The following is a 25,720-nucleotide window of genomic DNA, read 5'->3' as shown; positions in this document are numbered from 1 at the left end:
ATCGTTTTCTAAATTTTTAACTTTGCAAGTGCGTCTGCGAATGCGGTGTTAACAGGTTCTTCTTTCTGCTTCTTTAAGTAACGCTGTACCTCTTTTTTACTTACCCCAGCTCCCTCTTTTTCTCTTCTAACCTTAAAAGCAGACATTTTTTCTTTATAACCACAACCACATACAAATTGCTCTTCTTCACCCTTTTTTATTATTTCCATTTTTTTATGACAATTTGGGCATCTTGCATTGGAAAGTCTTGCGATTACTTCTTTGTGCCCACATTCTCTGTCTTGGCAAACAAGCATTCTAGCATTTTTCCCATTTACCGCTAACATCGGTTTATTACATTTTGGGCATTTCTTCGTTGTTACATTATCATGTCGAAATTGACCTTCTCCTGATTTAATTTCTTGAACGATATCTTCCGTATATGTTTTAATCTCCTTCATGAAAGTTTCTTTTTTTTGTTTTCCCTTTGCAACACGCGAAAGTTTCATCTCCCAATCCGCCGTTAACTCTGGCTTTTTCAACTCTTCGGGTACCAAAGACAACAGTTGTTTCCCTTTTGATGTTAAATAAATTTCCTTTCCCTTCAGTTCCATAAGAAATGTATTAAAAAGTTTGTCAATAATATCCGCTCTTGTAGCTACTGTTCCCAGACCTCCTGTTTCACCAAGTGTCTCTACTGTCTGTTTATCTTTTGACTCCATATATTTAACTGGATTTTCCATTGCCGATAAAAGAGTTGCCTCTGTAAATCTTGCTGGTGGCTTTGTCTTTCCCTCAGTCACAAATACTTTTTCAATTAAAAATGTATTTCCTTTTTCTATTTGTGGTAAAGATTGTTCGAGCAATTCCTCTTCCTTTTCTTCTTCGTACTCGTACACCTCTTTCCATCCAATCTGTTGAACTGTCTTTCCTTTTGCTATAAAAGTTTCTTTTTCCACTTTTCCTTTTAACGTTGTCTGCTCATATATAAACGGCGGATAAAGAACACTTAAAAATCTTCTCACAACTAAATCATAAATTTTTCTTTCTTCATTTGTCATATGTTCCAATTGTACGTATTGTTCTGTCGGAATAATGGCATGATGATCACTCACTTTTTTATCGTCCACAAAAGATTTATTTGTCTGCAATGGCTTCATCAAAAGACTTCCCGCAAGTTTTTTATATGGCCCTACACCACAAGCACGCAGTCTATCTTTAATCGTATCTACTATATCTCTTCCGATATACTTTGAATCTGTTCTTGGATAGGTCAACACTTTATGATTTTCATAAAGTCTTTGCATAATATTTAATGTTTGTTTTGCAGAAAATCCGAATCTCCTATTTGCATCTCTCTGTAATTCCGTCAAATCATAAAGACCTGGAGCGAAAGATTTCTTGGCTGTTTTTTCCACTTCTTCTATTTTCAGTTGTCCTCTTTGCACCGCATTCTCTAATTCTTGAATTCTTTCTTTTGAAAATGTGCGATAACTTCCTGATTTTCCATCTTGCCATGTCCATTTAATCTTTCCTGCTGAAACACCCAAGCCATAATATGTCTGTGCCTTGAATTTTTTAATCTCTTCTTCTCTTTTTGCAATCATGGCAAGTGTAGGGGTCTGCACTCGACCACAGGATAATTGGGCATTATATTTACAAGTCAACGCACGAGTAGCATTAATTCCAACAAGCCAATCCGCTTCCGCACGGGAAATCGCAGCCATATATAAATCATTATATTTTCTTCCGTCCGTAAGATGTGCGAATCCCTCTTTAATTGCTTTGTCTGTCACAGAAGAAATCCAAAGACGTTTTATTGGTTTATGACAATTCGCTTTTGCCAAAATCCATCTCGCAACAAGTTCTCCTTCTCTTCCGGCATCTGTAGCAATAATAATTTCAACCACATCTTTTCTAAATAATTGTGCCTTTACCGCATTGTATTGTTTTGCAGTCTTTTTAATGACAACTAATTCCATTTTTTTTGGCATCATGGGAAGAACATCCATTTTCCATTCTTTAAATTTCTTGTCATATCCCTCCGGATCTGCAAGGGTAACCAAATGCCCCAATGCCCACGTCACAATATAATTTTCCCCTTCAATAGCACCAGAAATATTCTTTTTACATTTCAGTACCCTTGCAATATCTCTAGCCACTGATGGTTTTTCTGCTATAACTAATGATTTCATTCTTCTTTTCTATTCCTCACTTTTGCATACTTTCTCTATTTAATTATATCTAATTTCCATTAACATCAACCCATGTGGAGGGGCTGTTACTCCTGCTATTTTCCTATTTTTTGCCTCCAGAATTTCTTTTACTTGTTCCGGTTGATAGAATCCTCTTCCCACTCTAATAAGTGTTCCAACAATAATTCGAACCATATTATAAAGAAAACCATTTCCGCTAATTCTAATCGTAATTTCTTCATTATTTTTCAGAATCTCTAATTCTTTGACTGTACGCACTGTATTTTCCACATCTGTTTTTATATTACAAAAACTAGCAAAATCATGTTCTCCTAAAAGGTATGCCGCCCCTTTTCGCATTTTCTCTATATCTAATTCATAGGAAACAAAGTAATTTGTCAAACGCTTTGTTGGAATAAGAGTTCGCGTATTTACAATATGGTATTCATATGTCTTTTCACAATCACAATATCTCGGATGAAAATCCAATGCGACTTCTTCTGATTTCACTACCACAATATCCTCTGGCAAAATGCGATTCACCGCCATAGCTATTCGCTCTGGAGGAATAGTTGTTTCCGTATCAAACACAGCCACATTTCCCATAGCATGCACTCCAGAATCTGTTCTACTCGCTCCAATCACTGTAATATTTTCACCAGTCAATTTTCTTAATGCTTTATTCACTACTTCTTCTATCGTAATCCCATTTGGCTGAATTTGCCATCCACAATAATTCGTGCCATCATAGGCAATTGTCAACTTCACTCTTTTCATTTCTTACCTCTACTCTTCAAAAAGGGACAGGGCATTTCTTAATTGGGGACGTAGTAAAACTCAATTTTACTACGTCCCCAATTAACTAAAATATCCACACCCGAAAGGATATATAACGTCCTACCAAAACCATAACTACTATATATAGTATTGTTACCACATAAGCAATATAATCTCTTTTTTGATATATAAGTGGTTTCATTTTTGTACGTCCTTCTCCACCTCGATAACATCTTGCTTCCATTGCCATTGCTAAATCGTTTGCTCTACGAAATGCAGATACAAATAAAGGAACAAGTATTGGAATCATGTTTTTTGCTTTCTGAATAAGATTTCCGTTTTCTAAATCTGCTCCTCTTGCTATTTGTGCTTTCATAATTTTGTCTGTTTCTTCCAGTAAAATCGGAATAAAGCGTAGTGCAATAGACATCATCATTGCGATTTCATGCACTGGCATTTTAATTTTGTTAAATGGTTTTAACAAACGTTCGATCCCGTCTGTTAACTCATTTGGTGTTGTTGTTAATGTCATCAATGATGAGCCGACAATTAAGTAAATAAGACGTATTGCCATATATACTGCCGTGCGAAGTCCTTCGTCCGTAATTTTCAAAACCCAAAAAGAAACTAATACGTTTCCTTGATTTGTTAAAAACAAATTAAATATGACTGTAATCATCAATAAAATAACGATAGGTTTCAGCCCTTTTGTGATAAATTTAAACGGTACTTTTGATACTTTAATTACTGTAAATAAAAATGCCGTACAAAGCACATATCCTAACACACTTTTGAATAGGAAAAGTGAAATCAAGTAAAATAACGTACACATAATTTTTACTCGTGGATCAAGTCTATGCACAATGCTGTTTGCCGGATAATATTGTCCTATTGTTATATCTCTAATCATAATACTTTCATTATCTCCTCTACGGCTTCCTCGATAGTTGTTGCCTCTGTGCTTACCTCAAATCCTTTATTTTTCAATGCATTCATTACATAAGTAACCTGTGGTGCTGACAACCCTATCTTCTCCAATTCCTGATAATGGGAAAACACTTCTTTTGGTGTCCCATCAAACATCTTTTCTCCTCTATTCATTACGATAAGTCGATCTACATATTTTGCTACATCTTCCATACTATGTGATACCAAAACTACCGTCATGTCTCCTTGGCGATGTAATTCTGCTATTTGGTCTAAAATCTCATCTCTTCCTTTTGGATCTAGCCCTGCTGTTGGTTCATCTAGTACAAGAACTTTAGGTCTCATTGCCAAAACTCCTGCAATCGCTACACGTCTTTTCTGTCCTCCTGATAGGTCAAATGGAGATTGTCCATAATATTTTTCAGGAAATCCTACCGCTTCCAATGCTTCTCTTGCTCTTTTTTCACATTCTTCTTTAGGCAATCCTTGATTTTTAGGTCCAAAACAAACATCCGTCAACACATCTACTTCAAATAACTGGTGTTCCGGATATTGAAAAACAAGCCCAACTTCACTTCTCAATTTTCGCATAGAATATCCTTCTGCATACACATCTTCATCATTGAAATAAAATTTTCCACCGGTTGCTTTCATCAAGCCATTTAAGTGTTGAATCAAAGTTGATTTTCCCGAACCAGTATGCCCTATAATTCCTACAAACTGTCCTTGCGGGATTTCTAAAGATACATCTTTTAGCGCTTGTTTTCTATACGCTGTACCCTCTCCATATATATAATTGATATGTTCTAATTTAATTGACATAATGCCTCCACTAATTCTTCGGTTTTAAGAATATCCTTCGGAAGTTTTACTCCTTTTTTTCTTAATTCATACGCCAACATTGTTACCTGTGGAACATCTAATCTATATTTTTTCAGTTCTTCCACTTGTGAAAATATTTCTCTTGGTGTTCCATCCATGACAACATGCCCCTGTTCCATGACAAACACTCTATCTGCTCCTATAACTTCTTCCATATAATGTGTAATTAAAATAACCGTAACCTTTTCCTTTTTTCGCAGTTCTTCAACTGTACGTAAAACTTCTTTTCTTCCAATTGGATCTAACATTGCCGTCGGTTCATCTAACACAATACATTTCGGACACATAGCAATTACACCAGCAATAGCCACACGTTGTTTCTGTCCACCTGACAATTTATTTGGTGAATGATGTCTATATTCCTCCATACCAACTGCATGAAGACTTTTATCCACTCTATTCCAAATTTCTTCCGTAGGAACACCCAAATTCTCTGGTCCAAATCCTACATCTTCTTCCACAACTGTTCCAATAATCTGATTATCCGGATTTTGAAACACCATTCCTGCTGACTGACGTATTTCCCAAAGTTTGTTTAAATCCTTTGTATCTTTTCCATCGACCCACATTGTCCCTTCTGTAGATGTCAAAATTGCATTAATATGTTTCGCCAATGTTGATTTTCCAGAACCGTTATGCCCTAGAATCGCAACAAACTGCCCTTCTTCTATATTTAAGTTCACATCATCAATTGCTCGATGCTTTCCAACTACATTACCTGTTTCATCTAATTTATCATATTCAAACACAAGGTGGTTTGTTTTTATCATACTCATACGCAACCCTCTTTTCATCTTGTCACTGTGTGTTATTGTACTTCATCTCACTTTAATTTGCAATAATCTGGTCTTTGCTTTGCTTTTCTCGATTAACAATTATAATTCCCGCACATACACACAATAATGCAATTGCATTTTTTATCGAAAGAATTTCCTCACCTAAAAAGATTCCTGATAACGCCACACCAAAAACAGGAATACTAAATCCAAAAATTGCAACTTTACTTACTGGATTATATTTTAATAATACTGTCCATAAAGTAAATGCAACGGTGGAAAGAAGTGCCAAATAAAGCAATAATAAAGTAGATTGTACCGTAAAGTTTGTAATACTTCCCCCTGCAAAAATACCAATAAAAGTCAACACAATTCCTCCAAACAGCAACTGATACGCTGTCAGTGTCATTGGCTTTTCTCTATGAGAAATTAATTTCAATGTAACTGAACTTGTACCATAAGCAATGGAACAAAGTAAAACCATACCCTCTCCTTGAATCGAAAAACCACTTCCCCATGCTCCTGGTGACAAATTGATAAAAATAACTCCCGCAAATCCTACAATACAACCTAATATTTTTTTCCATGTCATCTTTTCTGACGGAATAAGTATTGCCGCAACAATAATTGCAACAAATCCATTTGATGCATTAATAACAGAACCTTTTGCTCCAGATGTATTCGCCATTCCTATATAAAAAAGAAGGTATTGGATCGTTGTTTGTAACATCCCCTGTGCAAATACATAGGGAACAGACTCTTTCTTTATATAAACAAAACGTTTCTCATATATACACGCCAATAAAAGTGTTAACACACCTGCTAAAAAGAATCTGTAACCTGCAAATAAAATCTGGCTTCCCACCGTATTGATTTCAAATAACTTATACCCTATTTTGACTGCTGGAAACGCACTTCCCCAAAGTGCACAACAAATTAATGCCAAAATCGCAACTACACTTGTTTTTTTCATTGTTTTTTCCATTTTTTCACACTCCATTTTTTTCATTTCTCTATTGTAACGAAGTTTCTTTCATTCGTAAAGTGAAAACCGTACGTTGACAAAATATTTCTCCCCCATTACAATAAAGTATACTATTATTTTTCATAAGAAAGGAAGTAATCAAATGGCAAATCCAATCGTAACATTTGAAATGGAGAACGGAGATATAATCAAAGCAGAATTATATCCTGAAATCGCTCCAAATACAGTAAATAACTTTGTATCCCTTGTAAATTCCGGATATTATAACAACCTTATTTTCCACCGCGTTATTCGTGGTTTCATGATTCAGGGTGGTTGTCCTGATGGAACTGGAATGGGTGGTCCTGGATACACAATCAAAGGGGAATTTAATCAAAACGGATTTACAAATCATTTAAAACATGAACCTGGCGTACTTTCTATGGCTCGTGCAATGCATCCTGATTCTGCAGGTTCACAATTTTTTATTATGCATGAAACTTCTCCTCACTTAGATGGCTCTTATGCCGCATTTGGTAAAGTGACAGAAGGAATGGATATTGTAAATAAAATTGCTGAAACAGCAACAGATTACAGTGATCGACCATTAGAAACACAACGAATGAAAACAGTAACAGTAGAAACTTTTGGAGAAACTTATCCTGAACCAGATAAAATGTAATAATAGGCGGCAATTTTGCCGCCTTTTTTAGAAATTGGAGATGCTATGATTGTTTACTTGAAAACACTTGAAACCCCAGAAGAAAAACTAAAATTTGAAGAATTATACTTCCTCTATAAAGACAAAATGTACGCTATTGCCTTTAAAATTTTACATAACGAAAATGATGCGGAAGATATTGTTCACGAATCTTTCAAAGCGATTATTGAACATTTCGAAAAAATAAATGATATTTCCTGTCACAAAACATGGAACTACATTGTTACTATTGTAAAGAACAAATCATTTACACTTTATCAGAAGAAAAAACATCAGGAAACTTCTTCTTATGAGGATTGGACTGAAGTAGAAATGAATTTCACACCAGAAAAAGTGACTGAAGAACGAGAACTTGCAGAAATTCTTGCAGAATTAATTCGTAACCTACCTTTTCCTTATAAGGAAGTTTTATACTTACAATATTACAATTCACTTTCTGGTGAAGAAATTGCTAAATTTATCGACAAGACGCCTGCCCACGTTCGCAAAATTTCACAACGAGCAAAGGCAATGGTAAAAGAAGAATTATTAAAAAGAGGTATTCAAAATGAATGATAAATTATTAGAAGATGCCATAAAAATCGCTGTCGAAAAAGATTATAAAAAAGAAGTAACTAATTTTCCTCAAAAAGATAGTCATACTTTTTCTCTAGCATTTGAAGAAAAAATGAGACCTCTTTTACATCGGGATTCTATTATTGTATACCACAGACCTCGAAAGTTTCGATATATTCTTGTAGCAGTTCTTGTTCTTCTCTTTGGCGGAATGACTGTTCTTGCCAACCCTGATATTCGAGAACGTGTCGGAACATATTTTGAACAATTATTTGATGACCATACAGATGTATCATTTGACGCTCCTAAACAGGCTAAGAAACAAGAATTTGTGAAGGTGAAACCAACCTATCTTCCAGAAGGGTATGAGTTGATTAAAAAAACGTTCAATAAACAAACTCAAGAATATATTCTATCTTTCGTAAATGAAAATGGATATGCTCTGCATTACACTCAATCCATTCCAGAACAGTGGGAAAATTCTCCTAATTCAATTACCTCTGACGGAGTACCAGCAAAAAAAATAAATGTTGGTGGTTTCCCAGGCTATCTGCTTTCTGATGAACATGGAGTGTATTCTCTTATTTATGTTACTGATAACTACATTTTTTATGTAGGTGGAAAAACAGAGTCTGAAGAATTAATTAAAATGATAAAAAGTTTGCAAAAAGAATAATTTTTTTAGAAAGGAGAATTTTTATGAAACTATCTTTAAAAACTTACAAACCTCTAGTACTTATTTGGGAAATAATGTGTATTCTTTCCTGGTGTAAAGCCATTTTCTTACCTGCTGACATTAAGAACAACTATAGTAGTTTGTTTTTTGCACTCAATTTTGTATACTGCATCTACAGCATTGTTCTAATTTGGCTGATGCCTAAAGATTTTACAGTTTCTACCAAACAAAAAATCATTGCAGGAATACTAATTCTTGGATTAGTTATCAGCATTTTTTTCTAAATCTAAAATTTTTTAAAATATTTTGTCACATTTTTCTCCTTGGATTGTTACTACTTATATAAAAAAATTTAAGAAGGAAGTGATTATTTATGAAGGTATCCACAAAACAATTTAACTTTTTAAAAATCGTTTGGTTTATTCTAACTTTTATACTGGTATTTACCAAGTTTTATTTTCCTAACGGTACAAATTATAATAACATCACTAATTTATTCGATTTGCTACATTTTCTCTACACCTGCTTTCTTGTTTGGATAAGACCAAAAAATTATGACTTTTCTCTTTTCGAAAAGGGACTCATTATTTGTATAATTATAGCAATAATTATTTCTCTTTTTTAATCATTTTAATCCTGTAGACAGTAAAATCGTCTACAGGATATTTTCTATGGATTAAAATAAAAATCAATACCTTAAAAATAATACACAACTCACCACTCCTTAAGAATCACCTAACTTTTGGAAATAACTTCCGTATCCATTGACAACACAATGAACACCTAATATACTGAATTTACTAAAGGAGGTCTGCATATGAAAATACCCCATAAAACTTTTCGTTTTTTAAGAATTCTTGCAATTATAATGACGTTTATTTTTTGGGCAAATATGTTTTTCGTCCCTTATGAAATTTTAGTCACGTATAATACCGGATTTTTTATATTTGACATTCTATATTTCACGTTGGCTTTTATTGTTTCATACTTTGAACCAAAAGATTATCATGTACCTAAAATCGAAAAACCGATCGGCTTTATTATGATTATTGCAATTATAATAAAACTTCTCTTTTTTTCATAAAGAATATCAGGGAGAGGATACTTTGACGTTAAAGTAAAAATCACGACTGTGTTTTATTCTTCTAGTCATCAGTGGTTGTGGTATTTTCAATAGCGTTGTTGCACAGAAATTTTTCCACATTGAATTCAAAAATTGAATTATTTAAAGGAGGTAACATTTATGATGGATTTTTTTAATGATGTACTATTTGATTTAATTATGTTTGTAAAAGTAATTCCTGTATTTTTAATCACAATAATTGTGTTATACTTCGTGATTAAATCTGCTGTCAAAAAAGGATTACAAGAATATCAAACCTCTTTGGATGAGAATAAGAAAAACAATTAGAGATACTAATAAATTAATACCAAAAGACTTTGATTTTTTACTAATCTAAAACTAAAAAGAAGGAGAACTTATATCTATGTCCATTATACTTATTTTTTTAAACTTCGCACTGTTTTTCAAAAGCCTTTGGAGATGGTTCGCTTTTACAGGTATCGATTCCAATACAATTTCCTTAGTTGCTTTGTTATTGTGCATCGTTCTTGCTATTGTTCCTGCTGCCTACTGTGCCGAACGAGAAAAGCAATATTTAGAATCTTCTCTCAGTCGGAAAAAGCAGATACTAATTCTTTGTCTATTTGCTTTTATCGTAGCTGGATTTTATGTGTAAATGGAATAAATTAGGAGGGGAAAATCCCCTCCTTTATCGTTGTATAAATACGTATTTTTTCTCATTTGACATACTTTCTTCAAATTCATAATCATTCCAATCAAATCCTTTGATTTGTTCTGGATGATCAATTCTATTTTCCACAATAAATTTCACCATTTGTCCTCTTGCCATTTTTGCCGAAGTGGTAATTGTTCGTAATTTTCCTTTATGATATGTTAAAAACTCCACATCAATAAATTGATCTTGCTTAGCATATTTTCGGATAGTTTTTGCATATTCTTCTGATGCCAAATTTAATACAATCTGATTTTCTTTATATACTTCTTTATATAGCAATTCTCCCCAAAACTGATATAAACTCTTATCGTTCAATTTCAATTTGCATTGCATTTCCAACCGATAGGGCAAAATTTCATCCAATGTTCTTACACAACCATAACAAGCACTCAAAATTCGTAAATGATTATTTACGTATTCCAACTCTTCTGTCGAAAATTTTTCTGCTCCTATATTTTTAAACACAAGACCATCATATGCCAAAATTGCCATTGTTCCTTCTTTATTCAAATCAAAATTTTGAATATCCAAAAATGCTTGTACAGCTAATTTTTCATTCACTTTCATTAATGTTTCTAACTCATATGGTTGATATTTTTTGAGTTTTTCTATAATTTGTTTCGTTTTATCTTGAAACACAGTACGACTCAACGAAACATTATCTCGTTTCACTACCTTCATATTTTTTGCTGGTGATATAATTGTAATCATTTATCTTTCTCCCGTATCTTGTTTTATTGTTGTAAAAAACACAACTCCTAAAATAATAATTCCTCCAATGATTTCCTTCTTACCTGGTATTTCTCTTAAAACTAATGCTGCCGCTATAATTCCGTATACAGATTCCAAACTAGAAATAATCCCTGCTGTCTGAACACGAATATACTTTAATCCTTCAATAAACAAGGAATGTGCCATTGCTGTACAAAGGATGCCATATAAAAGAAGTCCCCCCATATCCATCATTGTTACTTGTGGTTTTATAATAAATAGCGATGGCAATAACACAATTGTAGCAAATCCCTGCTCGTAGAACGATATTATACTTCCGGAATAATCACTTGCAAATTTTCTATTCCACAAGGAAAGAATTGCATAGGAGAAACTGCATATCATACCAAGCAGAATTCCCTGTGTCATGCGATTTCCCAATTCAAACTCTGGAACAATACAAAACACACCCACCATCATAATCACTGCACTACATATATTAGAAATTTTTAATTTCTCATGAAATACATACGGTTCTAAAAAGGTGACGAATAAAGGGAATGTAGAAAATGTAATTGTTCCTATTGCCACAGTTGACATCTGAATGGAAAGCATAAAGGTAGTCCAATGTACAGCAAGAATTATCCCCGCCACAAACATTTCCACATACTTTTTTCCACATTCCAAGCGAATATTCTCACGTCTGATTTTTAACACAAAAAATAAAAATAGAGACGAAAATAATACTCTTCCAAAAGTAATTATAATTCCTGATAAATTAATCATTTTGGCAAACAAACCAGATATTCCAAATAAAAGCACTGCCAAATGTACTGAAATAAGACTTTTCTTTTGTAGATTCATTCTTCTTGTTCCTTTTCTTTCTTGCAGACATTATAATCTTTCTTTCCTTTTTTCGCAAGATTCTGATAAAGAATAAACAATTCTTGTGACGCATATTTGAAAGTGCTATACTAAATAAAACGCATTTATTTAACAGGGGATTTTATGAAACAACTTATACAGAAATTAAAAGAAACACAAACATTAACAAAAAAAGAGTGGAGAACTCTCATCGAGCACCGTACTCTAGAATTATCAGAATATCTTTTTTCAGAGGCACGGGAAGTACAGAAACACTACTATGGAAATCGTGTATATATCCGAGGGTTAATTGAATTTACAAACTTTTGTAAAAATGATTGTTTTTACTGTGGAATTCGTAAAAGCAATCCACATATTTGTCGCTATCGACTAACAAAAGAAGATATTTTAAAGTGTTGCCAAATTGGCTATCCCCTTGGTTTTCGCACATTTGTCCTACAAGGTGGTGAGGACGGTTTCTTCACGGACGAAAAAATAATAGACATTGTTTCTTCAATAAAATCCAATTATCCAGATTGTGCTATCACTCTATCCATCGGCGAAAAATCTTATGATAGTTATAAGGCATTTTTTGACGCAGGTGCTGATCGATTTCTTCTTCGACACGAAACATATTCAACAGAACATTATAGGAAATTGCACCCTCACACTTTACATGCAAAAAATCGGCAACAATGCCTATGGGATTTAAAAGATATCGGATACCAAGTAGGCACTGGATTTATGGTCGGTTCTCCTTATCAGACTACCGAAAATTTAGTAGAAGATATGCTATTCTTAAAAGCATTAAATCCACAAATGGTTGGTATCGGACCATTTATCCCCCATCATGATACTCCATTCCACAATTTTCCCCAAGGGAGTCTAGAACTTACCTTGTTTATGTTGGCACTCATTCGCCTTATGCTACCTAAGGTGCTTCTCCCCTCCACAACTGCTTTGGGAACAATTGCACCAAACGGAAGAGAACAAGGTATATTAGCTGGTGCGAATGTCGTAATGCCAAATCTTTCTCCCAATACTGTACGCAAAAACTATATGCTGTATGATAATAAAATCTGTACCGATAGTGAGGCTGCTGAAGGAATTGAACAACTAAAAACACAATTACAAACAATTGGATATGAAATCAGCGTTTCCAGAGGAGATTCGCTAAATCAAGCCTAATAGGAGGTATTTAACATGTATAATATTTTATCAGAAAAACCAGAAGAATTTATTAACCACGAAGAAATTCTGGACACCTTAGCATTTGCCGAAAAAAATAAACACAATTTGGAAATGATTAATAAAATTATTGAAAAAGCTAAACTTCGCAAAGGTCTTACACATCGTGAAGCATTGATTTTATTAGATTGTGATATTGAGGAAAAAAATCAAGAAATTTATGCTCTTGCTGAACAGATTAAAAAAGATTTTTACGGCAATCGAATTGTTATGTTTGCTCCTCTTTATCTTTCTAACTATTGCGTAAATGGCTGTACATACTGTCCTTATCATATGAAAAACAAACATATTGCAAGAAAGAAATTAACACAAGAAGAAATTCGAAAAGAAGTGATTGCCCTTCAAGATATGGGACATAAACGTCTAGCATTGGAAACCGGAGAAGATCCTGTGAATTCCCCTATTGAATATGTATTAGAATCTATCAAAACAATTTACAGTATAAAGCATAAAAATGGTGCAATCCGCCGTGTCAATGTAAATATTGCCGCAACCACAGTAGAAAATTATCGTAAATTGAAAGAAGCTGGCATCGGAACTTATATTCTGTTCCAAGAAACCTACCACAAAGAAAGTTATCTGCAACTTCATCCAACTGGTCCAAAACATGACTACGACTATCACACCACAGCTATGGACAGAGCAATGCAAGGTGGCATTGATGATGTAGGAATTGGCGTACTTTTTGGCTTAGATAAATATCGTTATGAACTTGCAGGACTTTTAATGCACGCCGAACATTTAGAAGCTGTATTCGGAGTCGGACCACATACAATCAGTGTTCCACGCCTTCGACATGCAGACGATATCGATGCTGATTCTTTTGATAATGGAATTGATGATGACACTTTTGCTAAAATCGTTGCCTGTATCCGTATTGCTGTCCCTTACACCGGAATGATTATTTCCACAAGAGAAAGCCAAGTCTGTCGTGAACGTGTATTACATTTAGGTGTATCTCAGATTAGCGGTGGCTCTAAAACAAGCGTAGGTGGTTATGCTGAACCCGAGCCTGAAGACAATAAGTCAGAACAGTTTGACGTAAGTGATACAAGAACTTTAGATGAAGTAGTAAAATGGCTTATGGATTTAGGATATATTCCAAGTTTTTGTACTGCCTGTTATCGTGAAGGAAGAACTGGCGATCGATTTATGTCACTTTGTAAAAGTGGACAGATTCAAAATTGTTGTCAACCAAATGCTCTGATGACATTAAAAGAATATCTTATGGACTATGCTTCGGAAGCCACAAAAAAAATAGGAGAATATGTTATTCAGGAAGAAATCAATCAAATTCCGAATGAAAAAGTTCGACAAATTGTAATAGAAAATTTAAAGGCAATCGAACAAGAAAATCGAAGAGATTTTAGATTTTAGGGAGGAAATATATGAGTTTAAACAATACTCCTTCTGCCAACAGAATTCATATTGGTATTTTTGGCAGGAGAAACTGCGGAAAATCCAGTTTAATCAACGCATTAACAGGACAAACTCTCTCTATTGTATCTGATACCAAGGGAACAACTACAGATCCAGTCTTAAAGGCAATGGAGCTTCTTCCCTTAGGTCCTGTCCTATTTATTGATACTGCTGGTCTTGACGATGTAGGAGATCTTGGACAATTACGAATTGCAAAAACATATCAAATGCTGAACAAGACAGATATTGCCTTGCTTGTGGTAGACAATTCAATAGGTATGACTAAAGAAGATCAGGCTATTTTAGAGAAAATTGAGAAAAAACAAATTCCCTATTTAGTTGTTTATAACAAATGTGATATCGGTAAAAAAACAAACAAGCAACTATCCAAAACTTCTATTGAAGTCAGTGCAAGAACCGGCTTTCATATACAAGAATTGAAAGAACGAATTGCTACTTTACTTCCAACTACTACAAACCAAACACCAATTGTTCGAGATTTACTTTCTCCAAATGATTTTGTTATTCTTGTGGTACCAATTGATTCTTCTGCACCAAAAGGAAGACTTATTCTACCACAACAACAGACAATTCGAGATATCTTAGATGGGAATGCTATCTCTATTGTCGTTAAGGATACGGAATTACAAGATACACTTGAGCATTTAGGAAAAGCACCTCGTCTTGTCATTACCGATAGCCAAGCATTTAAACAGGTGGCAGAAATCGTTCCACAAAATATTTTGCTAACTTCTTTTTCTATTCTCTTTGCCAGATATAAAGGGAATTTTAAAGCGCTAATCAATGGAGCACTTGCAATTGACCAACTCAAAAATGGAGATACTGTACTCATTTCTGAAGGTTGTACACATCATCGCCAGTGTGGAGATATTGGTACAGTAAAACTCCCATATTTACTAAAACAATATACAAAAAAAGAATTGAATTTTGTATTTACAAGCGGGGAAGAATTTCCTCTAGACCTAACACCATATCATTTAATTATCCATTGTGGTGGCTGTATGTTAAATGAACGAGAAATGAAATATCGTATTTGTTGTGCCTATGATGAAAAAATCCCAATAACAAACTATGGTATTGCTATTGCCAAAATGAATGGAATCCTAGAAAGAAGTTTAGAACCTTTTACTCACACTTAAAGGAGAATTGCCCATGAATATATATGATCATGTTTTAGAATTTAAAGGAACTTGGCGTACCTATCAAGAACGAGTTCTTTCTCGCTCAGAACAGTATTTATCTGACCAAAAAATCCATATTGTTGCTGCTCCCGGTTCTGGAAAAACAACTTTAGGAATTGAATTAATACGACGACAAGGGAAACCCTGTCTTATTCTATCTCCTAGCATTACCATTCGCCAACAATGGCTTTCCCGCATGGAGCAAAGTTTCTTATTGGACGGAAATAATCCAAAAGAATGGTTTTCTAATAATCTAAAACAACCAAAAGCCATTACAGCTATCACTTACCAAGCTTTACATAGTTGTATGAAACATTACAAAGGTACATTATCCGACATAGATGAAGTGGAAAACGAAACAGAAGAAATTGTTGATTACACAGATTTTGATTTGCAAAATTTTTTAGAAGAAAGTGGCATTCAAACTGTTTGCCTAGATGAAGCACATCATTTGCGAAGTGAATGGTGGAAAGCATTGGAAGATTTTTTAAAACACGTTCCAAACTTAACATTAATTTCCTTAACAGCAACACCTCCTTATGATAGTAAACCTGCGCAATGGAAACGCTATACCGACCTTTGTGGACCGATTGATGAAGAAATTTTCACACCAGAACTTGTGCAGGAAGGAAGTCTATGCCCCCATCAAGATTATGTTTACTTTAACTGGCCAACAAAAGAAGAAGAGCAGGCCATACACAATTTCACCAAAGAAGCAAATGAAATTATAGATTTTCTGAAATCAGATAAAGAATTTATTCAGATGATCGCTTCTCACCGTGGCATTTTATCCCCAATGGAATATAGTGAAAAATTTTTAGATAACCCAAAATATTTTTCATCTATTCTTATTTTTCTACATGAAAATAAAATTCCTTTTTCGCCCTATCTTACTGAATTAACAGGGACAAAAGGAAATTTTCCAAAACTTTCAGGGAAATGGTTAGAAGCACTGCTTCAAGGTTTTCTGTATGATGATATAGACGGCTTTCCTAGTGATCCCGTATATCGTGAACAATTAATTGCAAAATTAAAATCAGCTGGATGTCTTCGAAGAAATAAGGTTGTCCTCACAAAAAATGAAGAAATAACCAAACTTCTTACTTCCAGCAAAGGGAAATTACATAGTATTAATGATATTGTACACGCAGAATATACAAGTATGGGAAATGATTTACGTCTATTAGTTTTATGCGACTTCATAAAAAAAGAATTGCTACATACCATTGGCAATTTAGAAAAACCTGTTCAGGAAATAGGCGCTGTTCCTATTTTTGAAAATATACGTCGAGAACAGATTGACGGTCTCCGTCTTGGTGTTCTAAGTGGAAGCGTTGTTATACTACCTTCCGATATACAAGAAGAGTTATATACTCTCGCACACTCCTATTTCTGTGAATGTGAAATGACTCCTTTGAAAGATACCGGATATAGCAAAATAACTGTTCATGGTACAAATCATCATATCGTATCCATTGTTACAGAATTATTTTCTAGAGGATATATTCATCTTTTAATTGGAACAAAATCTTTACTCGGAGAAGGATGGGACTCCCCTTGCATTAACTCACTTATTTTAGCAACTTATGTAGGCTCTTTTATGCTAAGCAATCAAATGCGTGGTCGAGCTATTCGTGTTTCTCAATCTACTCCAGATAAAACAAGTAATATATGGCATCTTGCCTGTATTTTCCCAAGGAAATATAGACAAGAACAAGAACTTGCCGGAGATTACGAAACACTTACCAGAAGATTCAATGCTTTTCTTGGCGTTTCCTATACGGAAGATGTCATTGAAAATGGAATCGAACGGCTACATATTGACTCAAAATTAAATACAAAAAAAGAAATTGAAAAATGCAATGAAAAAATGATTAAACGCGCTACAGATCGTGATTCTTTGCAAAAATCTTGGAAAAAATCTTTAAAAGTAATTTCTGATAAAATGAGTGTAGAAGAAATGGTTGAAATGGATAATACTATGGCTAATGATCCTGGTTATTTATTTTTCAATGCAGTTGTTTGGGAAATTATTTCTTTACTGACAAATATTATAAGTTTGACTGCTGAGTTTTCTATACGAAGAACTCCTAGCGCAGATACTACAGGAACCATTTTCATTTCCATCTTGTTTTTATTATCTGTTTTTGGAATTGGGAAATACGGATATCGCATTTTTAGTATGTGGTCTCCACAAAAACGTATGCAAAAAGCAGCGAACGGTATTTTAAATGCCCTCATCCAAACTAACCATATTGAAGAGCCACTCCATTGTCGAGCCGTTGTGGAACAAAAAGAAATTCTTGCTTTCACTTATCTAAAAGGAGGAACAACCAGAGATAAAACTCTATTTGCAGAATGTGTTGCTGAATTCTGGGGTGTAATTGATAACCCACGTTATATACTTGCCCTCCATGGTGGGAAAAAACGAACAAGTGAATATTATTGTATTCCTGAAATTTTAGGAAAGAAAAAAGAAGATGCCCTTATTTTTGCGAAATGCATGAAACAACTTTTAGGCCCTTACGAGGCAATCTACACACGTACACCAGAAGGCAGAAAACTTCTTTTAAAGGCAAGGACGCGTTCTTTTGTAAATAAAAATGATCGCATCCTTACAAATAAGAAAAAAGTGAAAAATGAGTTTGAATAACCATGATACCAATGATTTGCATTACTAAAATCATTGGTATTCCAATATGAAATTTTGCCTTTTTTGTCTTATGATGAAAGATTTGCATTCCAAGAAACGCCCCTATAGAGCCTCCCACAAAAGCTACACTTAACAATGTTGCTTCTGGTATTCTCCACTTGTGGCGTTTCGCCTTTTCTTTATCTGCCCCATACAATATGAAGGCTATTATATTTACCACGCATAAATAAATAATTATATTTTTCATTTTAATACCACCCTAACCATGATATAATAAGAAGAATAAATTTGTAAATATATTAGGAGGAATATCATGAATTTTCTAAGCATTTTCGATGTGATTGGTCCAAATATGATTGGTCCGTCCAGTTCACATACTGCCGGTGCAGTCGCTATTGCGCTTCTTGCACGAAAGATGTTTGCACAACCAATAGATAAAGTAACATTTACATTATATGGTTCCTTTGCCAAAACATATCACGGACATGGAACAGACAAAGCATTACTTGGGGGAACACTTGGTTTTTCTACTGATGACGAGAGAATCCGAGATGCTTTCTCTATAGCCAAAGAAAAAGGACTCGAATATCACTATATTATTGATGAAGAAACAATTACAGAGCATCCGAACACTGCCGACATTTTATTAGAAAATAATGCTGGACATACCCTTTCTATTCGTGGAGAATCTATCGGCGGAGGAAAGATGAAAATTGTCCGAATCAATAATATTGACGTAGAATTTACTGGAGAATATAGTACACTAATTGTACAACAAATTGATAAACCTGGGGTAGTTGCACATATCACCCAGTGCCTAAGCGAAGAAAACGTAAATATCGCCTTTATGCGTTTGTTTCGTGAGGATAAAGGTGCTACTGCCTTTACCATCGTGGAATCTGATGAAGAAATTCCAACAGAAATTTTAGATAAAATCCGCGTAAATAAACATGTTAAAGACTTGATGCTCATTCAAATGTAGGAGGATATGAAAATGGATTTTTTTAATGGACAAACTTTATTAAATTTATGTGAAAAAGAACAGGTTTCTATCTCCGCAGCGATGAAAGAACGTGAAGTAACTATGGGAAATTTATCATCCAAAGAAGTAGATGAAAAATTAGCAGAAGTACTTACTATCATGAAAAACTCTGCTCATAAACCGATACAAAATCCCGGAAAATCTATCGGGGGACTGATCGGTGGTGAAGCAAAACAAGTTGCTGACCATGCAAAAACAAATACTAGTGTATGTGGTTCCATGTTATCAAAAGCAATTTCTTATAGTATGGCTGTTTTGGAAGTCAATGCATCTATGGGATTGATTGTTGCTGCACCAACTGCAGGATCATCGGGTGTTGTTCCTGGAACATTGCTTGCATTACAGGAAGAAAAATCATTATCCGATTCTACGCTTTTCAACGGACTATTAAACGCCAGTGCTGTCGGATATATTTTAATGCGAAACGCTTCTGTTTCCGGTGCAGAAGCTGGATGTCAAGCAGAAGTTGGAGCCGCCTCAGCAATGGCTGCTTCAGCAGTCGTTGAAATGATGGGTGGTACACCTGAAATGTGTTTAACTGCTGCCAGCATTGCCCTTTCAAACCTTTTAGGTCTTGTATGTGATCCGATTGCAGGATTAGTCGAATCCCCTTGCCAAAGCCGAAATGCAATTGGAGTTGCCAATGCAATCACCTCTGCTGAACTTGCTCTAAGTGGGGTAACTCATCCAATTCCTTTTGATGAAATGGCAGAAGCCATGTTTCGAGTAGGAAAGAGTCTTCCATTTGAATTACGTGAAACTGCAATGGGTGGCTGCGCAGGTACACCTACCGGTTGCCATTTAGGTTGCAGTATTTGTAAATAAAGCATAAGGTCTATTTCATTTTTCAAACGAAATAGACCTTATTTTTGTTTTATGGAATATAAAATCCATAATGTACTTTTCCATTGTCCCATGTTGCAATCACTTCATAAATGCAAGATTTTTTTGCTCTTTTTATATAACCAATATTTTCATCTAAAACCACTCGTACTCGCTGCCCATGAGAATTCTTTTCTTTTGCTGTGCTAACTGAATATCTCATCACTTTAACATAATTAGGAGCAACTGAAAAAAGTAATTTCAAATCCGAGTTCTCCCCATTACAGACAATCTCTGCTAACCCTTCTTTTTCAAAGAACGTTCTATCTTCTACTTTTTCCATCTGTTGTTTTCCATTCATATCTTCGTATTTCCACTCATAATTTCCCTCTGTAGCAGAAGTTGTAACCAATGCATTTTTTTGCATATTTTCAATATCCATATATGGGATGTCTGCCTTACTTGGTCTTTGTAAAAATTTAGCAACTTCTTGTTGATATTTCTCTGTATCTGCTACAGTTCCCTTTTTTATTCGAACCATTTTCGTCACACCTGGATATTGTCCTGGATAAGATTGTAACATTTTCCCATCGCCGTAACAGACAAGAATATCACCTGCACCCAAATCCTTTTTCTTTATTTTGTTCTCATGTGCATCGTACAATTTATCCTCTGGAATAATCGCATAAAAAGGTGACTCTGTGCTTCTATCAAAAAAGATATAATTATCCTCTTCACAAGGAACATACATTGCCTCTATCTGTTTGTGATTTTCTTCTGTCTTTTTTTGTTTTGTCTGTTTTTCTTCCTTACATGACGTTAAGCAAACACTGACAAGTACTAAAATAATACATATACTTATTCTTGTTCTCTTTCTCATATTCTAATTCCTTCTAACACTTCTCCTATCGGTTCTTGAATACATAAATCTGCCTGTTTATCTTTTGGAGTTGCGCTCTTATTCAACACAACAAGATATTTCCCTTTAAAATAATCAATAAAACTTGCCGCTGGATAAACTACAAGAGAAGTTCCTCCGATAATCAACATATCTGCCTCTGAAATTTCCATGACAGATTTTTGAATCACTACACGGTCTAAACTTTCCTCATAAAGAACTACATCTGGTTTTATTCTTCCTCCACATGTGCAAATAGGAATATTTTCTGATTCTTTTACATATTTTGCATCATAAAATTTCCCACATTTTTGACAATAATTTCGATGAATACTTCCATGTAATTCTAATACATTTTTACTTCCTGCAAGTTGATGCAATCCATCAATATTTTGCGTAATAACAGCGCTTAACTTCCCCGCTTTTTCCATTTCTGCAAGTTTTAAATGTGCTTTATTCGGTTTCGCATCTAAGAACATCATTTTCGATTTATAAAATTCATAAAATAATTCTGGTTTCTTCTGAAAAAATGTATGGCTAACAACCTGCTCTGGCGGATAAATATACTTTTCCTGATAAAGCCCATCACTACTACGAAAATCTGGAATGTTGCTTTCTGTAGATACTCCTGCTCCTCCAAAAAATACAATTCGTTGACTTTCATCAATCATTTTCTGAAGTAACGCTAACTTTTCCATTAGAATACCTCCTTCTTATATACTTCTCCTTCTAAATTCTTCCATAGATATGTATTTCCTTCAATAATCATATAACTGTGTTCTGAATTTTCCTTCGGAATAGATATTGACCCTGGATTCAAATAAATATATTTTCCATTCCATTCTCCTGCTGGTACATGAAAATGTCCATTCAACAAAATATCTCCTTCTTGTAACATTGGAAGATTTTCTCTGTTAAATTGATGTCCATGCGTAGCAAAAATCATTCTGTCATTCACAGAAAAAATTGCATAGTCTGCTAATATAGGAAATTCTAATACCATCTGATCAACCTCTGTATCACAATTTCCTCTAACACAAAGTAGCTTTTCTTTCATATGATTTAACATTTCAATTACCTTTTTCGGCTGGTATTCTCTTGGTAAATCGTTTCTTGGGCCATGATAAAGAATGTCCCCTAAAAGTAGTAATTTGTCCGCTTCTTCTCTATGAAATGCTTCTATCATTTTCTCACAATAGTAAGCTGAACCATGTATGTCTGATGCAATCATTAACTTCATTTTTTTGCCTTCTTTCTTTATCTCAATCTTTAGTTTAACTGTAACATAAATGACCATAAACTCACAAGAACTTCTTCTAAAATCCCAAAGAAAAAGGGAGCTTTTCAGAAAGAAATTAATGATAATTTCTAAAAAATTCTGAAAGCCCCTCTAATGTTTTTAGCAACACTGGAATCTCTTCCTCATTCAATTTTTCGATAACTGCTTCCGTCATCTGATGATGAAATTGTGCATGATGTTTATATGCTTTTTTCCCTTTTTCCGTTAATTTAATATAAACAACTCGCCGATCTTCTTCACTTCTTTCTCGAACAGCATATTTCTTATTAACTAAACTATTCATCGAAGTTGTTAGTGTCCCTGCAGTTACATTTAATTTCTTTGCAATGATTGACATTGGATTTCCAGCTCCAAGACCAATCGCCTCAATAATGTGCATATCATTATTTGTAATATCTTTAAATTCTTCTGTGATAATCGCCTTTTCTTCTAGTTCCCAGATTTCATTAAACAAATGCACTAAAATATCATTAATGGTTTCATATGTATTCATTTACTTCCTCCTTCGCCAGAATGATACTAAGTCTATTATACACATTCTTCTAGTAAAAGAAAAGAATCAATTACTTCTTTCACCGTTTCTATTTTTGTCGCACGATATGCTTCTCCTCCACAGAAAATAAGTCCCTCTTCTATGTTCCCTTTCACTGCTTCTATTAATTTTTGCGTAATACAATATGGAATTTCTTTTGGGTTGCATCCTTTGATACATTGGTAACATCTTGTAGGCAAAATACGCTCTCCCGCTTGTATCTTCCTAAGCAAAGTATTGCAAATTGCTCGTGCAGGCATTCCAACTGGACTTTTTACAATTTGGATATCCTCTTTTTTCGCATTGATATATGCCTCTTTATAACGTATATCTGCATCACACTCTTTTGTTGTAACAAATCGACTCCCAACCTGAATACCGTTTGCGCCCAATTCTTTCGCTTTACATAAATCTTTTGCTGAATACATTCCACCCGCAAGTATAATGGGAATGTTTTTTTTATATTTTTTCTCATACATTCTCACGATATCAATAATCTTTTGAATCTCTATCTCATAGGAAATATCATCCCATTTTTCCAATTCATCTAAATGGAATCCCAAATGTCCCCCAGCCTTCCAACTTTCTATAATAAGCATATCTGCTGTTGTATTATATTTCTTATCCCAATATTTTAAAATAATATGAGCTGATTTTTCTGTAGATACAATGGGAGCGATATTGGTATCTGTTCCTCTTGTATAGAACGGAAGATCTGTCGGCAACCCTGCTCCCGATACAATCAAATCTGCTCCAAGTACCACCGCTTCTTTGACATATTCTTCATATCTCCTAGTTGCCACCATAATATTAAAGCCAATCACTCCATTTGGTGCAAGTTTTCTTGCAGATTCCAATTCTTTTTTCATAGCACGCAAGTTTGCCTGCAAAGGATTACTTGTAAAGTCTTTTTCACGAAATCCTATCTGTGCAGAAGAAATCAATCCGATTCCCCCTTCTTTTGCAACTGCTCCTGCAAGTTGATGTAGACTGATCCCTACACCCATTCCTCCTTGTACAATTGGAATGTATACTCTTTTCTTTCCAACCACAAAAGACATTTGTTTATTTTTCATGAGTGCTCCTCTCTACATGTTTCGGAAACGTTGGTAACGTTCTTCTGCTATATCTATTTCCGTTTTTTTTCTATATTTCCATAGAAAACATTTGATTTTTTTCTCTAACTCTTCACAAACAACAGATAAATTTTCTACCGTCAAATGATTTGGTTCTTTAATAACATCTTCTACAATTCCTGCCTCTTTCAATTCTTTTGCCGTCAATTTCATCACTTCTGCCGCTTCTTTTGCCCGTTTACTATCTTTCCACAAAATAGATGCAAACCCCTCTGGTGAAAGAATGGAATAAATAGCATTCTCCATAATCCATACTTCATTTGCAGTCGCCATCGCCAAAGCTCCTCCACTTCCTCCTTCTCCTATAATTACAGAAAGTATTGGAACTTTTAGTGCTGACATTTCATAAATATTTCTAGCAATTGCCTCACCTTGCCCTCGTTCCTCCGCATCAATTCCACAAAATGCCCCAGGCGTGTCCACAAGACACACAATTGGACGATGAAATTTTTCCGCCTGTTTCATTAATCGTAACGCTTTTCTATATCCTTCTGGTGATGGCATTCCAAAATTTCTTTTCAAATTTTCTTTTGTTGTCTTTCCTTTTTCCTGGGCAATAACTGTTACCGGAATCCCTTGAAACTTCGCAATTCCTCCAACAATAGCCTTGTCGTCCTGAAAATATCTATCCCCATGTAATTCTATAAAGTCTGTAAAAATTCTGCCAATATAATCAGATCCTGTTGGACGATCTTTCATTCGAGATTTTGATACACACTCCCATGCTTCTCCTGCATATATCGTGTTTTCTTCTATATACATATCCTTTGGTTTCTCACACACTTCTTTCTGCTCATGTAAATCAATTAATTGAAATAAAACTTTTTTCAACTCTTCTCTTTCTACAATCGCATCGATAAACCCGTGCTCTAATAAAAACTCTGACCTCTGAAATCCTTTCGGTAATTTTTGTCCTATTGTCTGTTCAATAACTCGTGGTCCTGCAAATCCAATCAATGCATTCGGCTCTGCTAAAATCACATCACCTAACATAGCAAAACTTGCTGTTACACCACCTGTTGTCGGATTTGTCAAAACAGAAATATAAAATCCACCTGCATCACTATGTTTTTTCAATGCAGAAGCTGTTTTCGCCATTTGCATTAGAGAAGTAATCCCTTCTTGCATTCTAGCGCCTCCAGAACAAGCAAACATAATAATTGGCAGTTTTTCTTCTGTGGCACGTTCCACCATACGGGTAATTTTCTCCCCCACAACTTCTCCCATACTTGCCATAATAAAGCGACTATCACATACACCAATCGCTACTAATTTCCCCTCAATTTTCGCCTTTCCAGTAATAACCGCTTCTTCTAACCCTGTTTTTTCCTGCGTTAACCTAATTTTTTCTTCATACCCTTTATATTGTAATGGATTTCTTGTACATAATCCTCTATCCCATTCTTCAAAGCTCCCTGCATCTACAACCATTTCTAATCGATGTTTTGCATGAACTCGAAAATAATTGTGGCATTTGGGACAAATATAATATCCATTTTTTACATCTTCTGTAAAAATAGCAGACTTACAAGAATTACATTTTTTTAAAATTCCTTCCGGCACTTCTGGTATCTGTTCTTTTGGGGACGATTCATTTAATGAAATGTAATTTGTTTTTTTAAACATTTTTTTTAAATTCATT

Annotated in this window: 26 protein-coding genes; 11 read left to right on the top strand and 15 right to left on the bottom strand. The window is 34.5% G+C overall.

Going from position 1 to position 25,720, the window contains the following annotated elements; all coding sequences use genetic code 11:
• Nucleotides 1–8 precede the first annotated feature (8 nt).
• From ACY2U7_RS02050 to ACY2U7_RS02025, 6 genes are all read right to left on the bottom strand, one after another.
• Nucleotides 9–2,174: a DNA topoisomerase III gene (locus tag ACY2U7_RS02050; RefSeq protein WP_461815755.1), complete on the bottom strand. Its 2,166-nt coding sequence runs from the start codon at nucleotides 2,172–2,174 to the stop codon at nucleotides 9–11.
• A 39-nt stretch (nucleotides 2,175–2,213) separates the two neighbouring features.
• Nucleotides 2,214–2,951 carry a tRNA pseudouridine(38-40) synthase TruA gene (gene truA / locus ACY2U7_RS02045; RefSeq protein WP_461815754.1) on the bottom strand — a complete coding sequence of 246 codons (738 nt, stop codon included), beginning with the start codon at nucleotides 2,949–2,951 and terminating at the stop codon, nucleotides 2,214–2,216.
• An 85-nt stretch (nucleotides 2,952–3,036) separates the two neighbouring features.
• The gene (locus ACY2U7_RS02040) at nucleotides 3,037–3,861 is read right to left on the bottom strand and encodes an energy-coupling factor transporter transmembrane component T family protein (RefSeq protein ID WP_461812621.1); all 825 of its coding nucleotides are present in this window, start codon (nucleotides 3,859–3,861) and stop codon (nucleotides 3,037–3,039) included.
• A complete protein-coding gene (locus ACY2U7_RS02035; protein WP_461812620.1) occupies nucleotides 3,858–4,700 on the bottom strand; it encodes an energy-coupling factor transporter ATPase in 843 nt (280 codons plus the stop codon). The genes ACY2U7_RS02040 and ACY2U7_RS02035 overlap by 4 nt, the downstream gene beginning before the upstream one ends.
• On the bottom strand, nucleotides 4,685–5,536 hold the full coding sequence (locus ACY2U7_RS02030; protein WP_461812619.1) for an energy-coupling factor transporter ATPase: 852 nt from the start codon (nucleotides 5,534–5,536) through the stop codon (nucleotides 4,685–4,687). The genes ACY2U7_RS02035 and ACY2U7_RS02030 overlap by 16 nt, the downstream gene beginning before the upstream one ends.
• Nucleotides 5,537–5,588: 52 nt before the next feature.
• Nucleotides 5,589–6,521: a DMT family transporter gene (locus ACY2U7_RS02025; protein ID WP_461812618.1), complete on the bottom strand. Its 933-nt coding sequence runs from the start codon at nucleotides 6,519–6,521 to the stop codon at nucleotides 5,589–5,591.
• Nucleotides 6,522–6,663: 142 nt separating this feature from the next.
• Between ACY2U7_RS02025 and ACY2U7_RS02020 the strand changes: the two genes are divergently transcribed.
• The 5 genes from ACY2U7_RS02020 to ACY2U7_RS02000 all read left to right on the top strand — a co-directional run bounded on the left by ACY2U7_RS02020 (nucleotide 6,664) and on the right by ACY2U7_RS02000 (nucleotide 10,191).
• Nucleotides 6,664–7,182: a peptidylprolyl isomerase gene (locus ACY2U7_RS02020; protein ID WP_461812617.1), complete on the top strand. Its 519-nt coding sequence runs from the start codon at nucleotides 6,664–6,666 to the stop codon at nucleotides 7,180–7,182.
• 45 nt (nucleotides 7,183–7,227) lie between these two features.
• A complete protein-coding gene (locus ACY2U7_RS02015) occupies nucleotides 7,228–7,776 on the top strand; it encodes an RNA polymerase sigma factor (protein WP_461868026.1) in 549 nt (182 codons plus the stop codon).
• Nucleotides 7,769–8,452, top strand: a complete 684-nt coding sequence (locus ACY2U7_RS02010) for a DUF4367 domain-containing protein (protein WP_461815752.1) — start codon at nucleotides 7,769–7,771, stop codon at nucleotides 8,450–8,452. The genes ACY2U7_RS02015 and ACY2U7_RS02010 overlap by 8 nt, the downstream gene beginning before the upstream one ends.
• Before the next feature lie 1,243 nt (nucleotides 8,453–9,695).
• Nucleotides 9,696–9,863 carry a DUF6019 family protein gene (locus ACY2U7_RS02005; protein ID WP_461815751.1) on the top strand — a complete coding sequence of 56 codons (168 nt, stop codon included), beginning with the start codon at nucleotides 9,696–9,698 and terminating at the stop codon, nucleotides 9,861–9,863.
• A 76-nt stretch (nucleotides 9,864–9,939) separates the two neighbouring features.
• A complete protein-coding gene (locus ACY2U7_RS02000) occupies nucleotides 9,940–10,191 on the top strand; it encodes a hypothetical protein (RefSeq protein ID WP_461815750.1) in 252 nt (83 codons plus the stop codon).
• A 33-nt stretch (nucleotides 10,192–10,224) separates the two neighbouring features.
• Here ACY2U7_RS02000 and yaaA read toward each other — a convergent pair whose 3' ends face one another.
• Nucleotides 10,225–10,962, bottom strand: a complete 738-nt coding sequence (yaaA, locus tag ACY2U7_RS01995; RefSeq protein ID WP_461815749.1) for a peroxide stress protein YaaA — start codon at nucleotides 10,960–10,962, stop codon at nucleotides 10,225–10,227.
• Entirely contained in the window at nucleotides 10,963–11,826 is an 864-nt protein-coding gene (locus tag ACY2U7_RS01990) for a DMT family transporter (RefSeq protein WP_461815748.1), read from the bottom strand.
• A 144-nt stretch (nucleotides 11,827–11,970) separates the two neighbouring features.
• Between ACY2U7_RS01990 and hydE the strand changes: the two genes are divergently transcribed.
• Genes hydE through ACY2U7_RS01970 form a run of 4 tightly spaced genes read left to right on the top strand, consistent with a single transcriptional unit; the run spans nucleotide 11,971 to nucleotide 18,348 of the window.
• On the top strand, nucleotides 11,971–13,014 hold the full coding sequence (gene hydE / locus ACY2U7_RS01985) for a [FeFe] hydrogenase H-cluster radical SAM maturase HydE (protein ID WP_461815747.1): 1,044 nt from the start codon (nucleotides 11,971–11,973) through the stop codon (nucleotides 13,012–13,014).
• Between the two features lie 15 nt (nucleotides 13,015–13,029).
• Nucleotides 13,030–14,451, top strand: coding sequence for a [FeFe] hydrogenase H-cluster radical SAM maturase HydG (hydG, locus tag ACY2U7_RS01980; RefSeq protein ID WP_461812707.1), 1,422 nt, complete (start codon nucleotides 13,030–13,032; stop codon nucleotides 14,449–14,451).
• A gap of 11 nt (nucleotides 14,452–14,462) precedes the next feature.
• Nucleotides 14,463–15,653: a [FeFe] hydrogenase H-cluster maturation GTPase HydF gene (hydF, locus tag ACY2U7_RS01975; RefSeq protein ID WP_461815746.1), complete on the top strand. Its 1,191-nt coding sequence runs from the start codon at nucleotides 14,463–14,465 to the stop codon at nucleotides 15,651–15,653.
• A gap of 13 nt (nucleotides 15,654–15,666) precedes the next feature.
• Nucleotides 15,667–18,348, top strand: coding sequence for a DEAD/DEAH box helicase family protein (locus tag ACY2U7_RS01970; protein ID WP_461812705.1), 2,682 nt, complete (start codon nucleotides 15,667–15,669; stop codon nucleotides 18,346–18,348).
• On the opposite strand, the gene ACY2U7_RS01965 is transcribed toward ACY2U7_RS01970, so the two are convergent.
• The gene (locus ACY2U7_RS01965) at nucleotides 18,311–18,595 is read right to left on the bottom strand and encodes a DUF1294 domain-containing protein (protein ID WP_461812704.1); all 285 of its coding nucleotides are present in this window, start codon (nucleotides 18,593–18,595) and stop codon (nucleotides 18,311–18,313) included. The genes ACY2U7_RS01970 and ACY2U7_RS01965 overlap by 38 nt on opposite strands.
• Nucleotides 18,596–18,661: 66 nt before the next feature.
• On the opposite strand from ACY2U7_RS01965, the gene sdaAB reads away from it, so the two are divergent.
• Together sdaAB and sdaAA are read left to right on the top strand one after the other, a co-directional pair.
• Nucleotides 18,662–19,330: an L-serine ammonia-lyase, iron-sulfur-dependent subunit beta gene (gene sdaAB / locus ACY2U7_RS01960; RefSeq protein WP_461812703.1), complete on the top strand. Its 669-nt coding sequence runs from the start codon at nucleotides 18,662–18,664 to the stop codon at nucleotides 19,328–19,330.
• 12 nt (nucleotides 19,331–19,342) lie between these two features.
• A complete protein-coding gene (gene sdaAA, locus ACY2U7_RS01955) occupies nucleotides 19,343–20,215 on the top strand; it encodes an L-serine ammonia-lyase, iron-sulfur-dependent, subunit alpha (RefSeq protein ID WP_461812702.1) in 873 nt (290 codons plus the stop codon).
• Between the two features lie 49 nt (nucleotides 20,216–20,264).
• Here the strand turns inward: sdaAA and ACY2U7_RS01950 are convergent, their stop codons facing one another.
• The 6 genes from ACY2U7_RS01950 to ACY2U7_RS01925 form a co-directional block, all read right to left on the bottom strand.
• A complete protein-coding gene (locus tag ACY2U7_RS01950; protein WP_461815745.1) occupies nucleotides 20,265–21,092 on the bottom strand; it encodes a hypothetical protein in 828 nt (275 codons plus the stop codon).
• Nucleotides 21,089–21,808, bottom strand: a complete 720-nt coding sequence (locus ACY2U7_RS01945; RefSeq protein WP_461812700.1) for an NAD-dependent protein deacylase — start codon at nucleotides 21,806–21,808, stop codon at nucleotides 21,089–21,091. Before ACY2U7_RS01945 ends, ACY2U7_RS01950 begins: the two co-directional genes overlap by 4 nt.
• Nucleotides 21,808–22,350 (bottom strand): phosphodiesterase, encoded by a 543-nt coding sequence (yfcE, locus tag ACY2U7_RS01940; RefSeq protein WP_461812699.1) that lies wholly within the window; start codon nucleotides 22,348–22,350, stop codon nucleotides 21,808–21,810. Before yfcE ends, ACY2U7_RS01945 begins: the two co-directional genes overlap by 1 nt.
• 115 nt (nucleotides 22,351–22,465) lie before the next feature.
• On the bottom strand, nucleotides 22,466–22,903 hold the full coding sequence (locus ACY2U7_RS01935) for a MarR family winged helix-turn-helix transcriptional regulator (RefSeq protein ID WP_461812698.1): 438 nt from the start codon (nucleotides 22,901–22,903) through the stop codon (nucleotides 22,466–22,468).
• A 35-nt stretch (nucleotides 22,904–22,938) separates the two neighbouring features.
• Complete coding sequence (locus tag ACY2U7_RS01930) at nucleotides 22,939–24,018, bottom strand: NAD(P)H-dependent flavin oxidoreductase (RefSeq protein ID WP_461815744.1); 1,080 nt, start codon at nucleotides 24,016–24,018, stop codon at nucleotides 22,939–22,941.
• Nucleotides 24,019–24,030: 12 nt separating this feature from the next.
• Entirely contained in the window at nucleotides 24,031–25,719 is a 1,689-nt protein-coding gene (locus tag ACY2U7_RS01925; RefSeq protein ID WP_461812696.1) for an acetyl-CoA carboxylase carboxyltransferase subunit alpha, read from the bottom strand.
• Between the last annotated feature and the right edge of the window lies 1 nt (nucleotide 25,720).

The organism is Faecalimonas sp., from assembly GCA_029264305.1.
Lineage (GTDB): Bacteria > Bacillota > Clostridia > Lachnospirales > Lachnospiraceae > Faecalimonas.
This window is presented reverse-complemented; position numbering and strand designations above follow the sequence as displayed.

What these genes read in the sequence shown, in the direction of transcription:
- ACY2U7_RS02050 (WP_461815755.1), bottom strand. Translation starts at nt 2,174, where the DNA reads ATGAAATCATTAGTTATAGCAGAAAAACCATCAGTGGCTAGAGATATT.
- truA (WP_461815754.1), bottom strand. Translation starts at nt 2,951, where the DNA reads ATGAAAAGAGTGAAGTTGACAATTGCCTATGATGGCACGAATTATTGT.
- ACY2U7_RS02040 (WP_461812621.1), bottom strand. Translation starts at nt 3,861, where the DNA reads ATGATTAGAGATATAACAATAGGACAATATTATCCGGCAAACAGCATT.
- ACY2U7_RS02035 (WP_461812620.1), bottom strand. Translation starts at nt 4,700, where the DNA reads ATGTCAATTAAATTAGAACATATCAATTATATATATGGAGAGGGTACA.
- ACY2U7_RS02030 (WP_461812619.1), bottom strand. Translation starts at nt 5,536, where the DNA reads ATGAGTATGATAAAAACAAACCACCTTGTGTTTGAATATGATAAATTA.
- ACY2U7_RS02025 (WP_461812618.1), bottom strand. Translation starts at nt 6,521, where the DNA reads ATGGAAAAAACAATGAAAAAAACAAGTGTAGTTGCGATTTTGGCATTA.
- ACY2U7_RS02020 (WP_461812617.1), top strand. Translation starts at nt 6,664, where the DNA reads ATGGCAAATCCAATCGTAACATTTGAAATGGAGAACGGAGATATAATC.
- ACY2U7_RS02015 (WP_461868026.1), top strand. Translation starts at nt 7,228, where the DNA reads ATGATTGTTTACTTGAAAACACTTGAAACCCCAGAAGAAAAACTAAAA.
- ACY2U7_RS02010 (WP_461815752.1), top strand. Translation starts at nt 7,769, where the DNA reads ATGAATGATAAATTATTAGAAGATGCCATAAAAATCGCTGTCGAAAAA.
- ACY2U7_RS02005 (WP_461815751.1), top strand. Translation starts at nt 9,696, where the DNA reads ATGATGGATTTTTTTAATGATGTACTATTTGATTTAATTATGTTTGTA.
- ACY2U7_RS02000 (WP_461815750.1), top strand. Translation starts at nt 9,940, where the DNA reads ATGTCCATTATACTTATTTTTTTAAACTTCGCACTGTTTTTCAAAAGC.
- yaaA (WP_461815749.1), bottom strand. Translation starts at nt 10,962, where the DNA reads ATGATTACAATTATATCACCAGCAAAAAATATGAAGGTAGTGAAACGA.
- ACY2U7_RS01990 (WP_461815748.1), bottom strand. Translation starts at nt 11,826, where the DNA reads ATGAATCTACAAAAGAAAAGTCTTATTTCAGTACATTTGGCAGTGCTT.
- hydE (WP_461815747.1), top strand. Translation starts at nt 11,971, where the DNA reads ATGAAACAACTTATACAGAAATTAAAAGAAACACAAACATTAACAAAA.
- hydG (WP_461812707.1), top strand. Translation starts at nt 13,030, where the DNA reads ATGTATAATATTTTATCAGAAAAACCAGAAGAATTTATTAACCACGAA.
- hydF (WP_461815746.1), top strand. Translation starts at nt 14,463, where the DNA reads ATGAGTTTAAACAATACTCCTTCTGCCAACAGAATTCATATTGGTATT.
- ACY2U7_RS01970 (WP_461812705.1), top strand. Translation starts at nt 15,667, where the DNA reads ATGAATATATATGATCATGTTTTAGAATTTAAAGGAACTTGGCGTACC.
- ACY2U7_RS01965 (WP_461812704.1), bottom strand. Translation starts at nt 18,595, where the DNA reads ATGAAAAATATAATTATTTATTTATGCGTGGTAAATATAATAGCCTTC.
- sdaAB (WP_461812703.1), top strand. Translation starts at nt 18,662, where the DNA reads ATGAATTTTCTAAGCATTTTCGATGTGATTGGTCCAAATATGATTGGT.
- sdaAA (WP_461812702.1), top strand. Translation starts at nt 19,343, where the DNA reads ATGGATTTTTTTAATGGACAAACTTTATTAAATTTATGTGAAAAAGAA.
- ACY2U7_RS01950 (WP_461815745.1), bottom strand. Translation starts at nt 21,092, where the DNA reads ATGAGAAAGAGAACAAGAATAAGTATATGTATTATTTTAGTACTTGTC.
- ACY2U7_RS01945 (WP_461812700.1), bottom strand. Translation starts at nt 21,808, where the DNA reads ATGGAAAAGTTAGCGTTACTTCAGAAAATGATTGATGAAAGTCAACGA.
- yfcE (WP_461812699.1), bottom strand. Translation starts at nt 22,350, where the DNA reads ATGAAGTTAATGATTGCATCAGACATACATGGTTCAGCTTACTATTGT.
- ACY2U7_RS01935 (WP_461812698.1), bottom strand. Translation starts at nt 22,903, where the DNA reads ATGAATACATATGAAACCATTAATGATATTTTAGTGCATTTGTTTAAT.
- ACY2U7_RS01930 (WP_461815744.1), bottom strand. Translation starts at nt 24,018, where the DNA reads ATGAAAAATAAACAAATGTCTTTTGTGGTTGGAAAGAAAAGAGTATAC.
- ACY2U7_RS01925 (WP_461812696.1), bottom strand. Translation starts at nt 25,719, where the DNA reads ATGAATTTAAAAAAAATGTTTAAAAAAACAAATTACATTTCATTAAAT.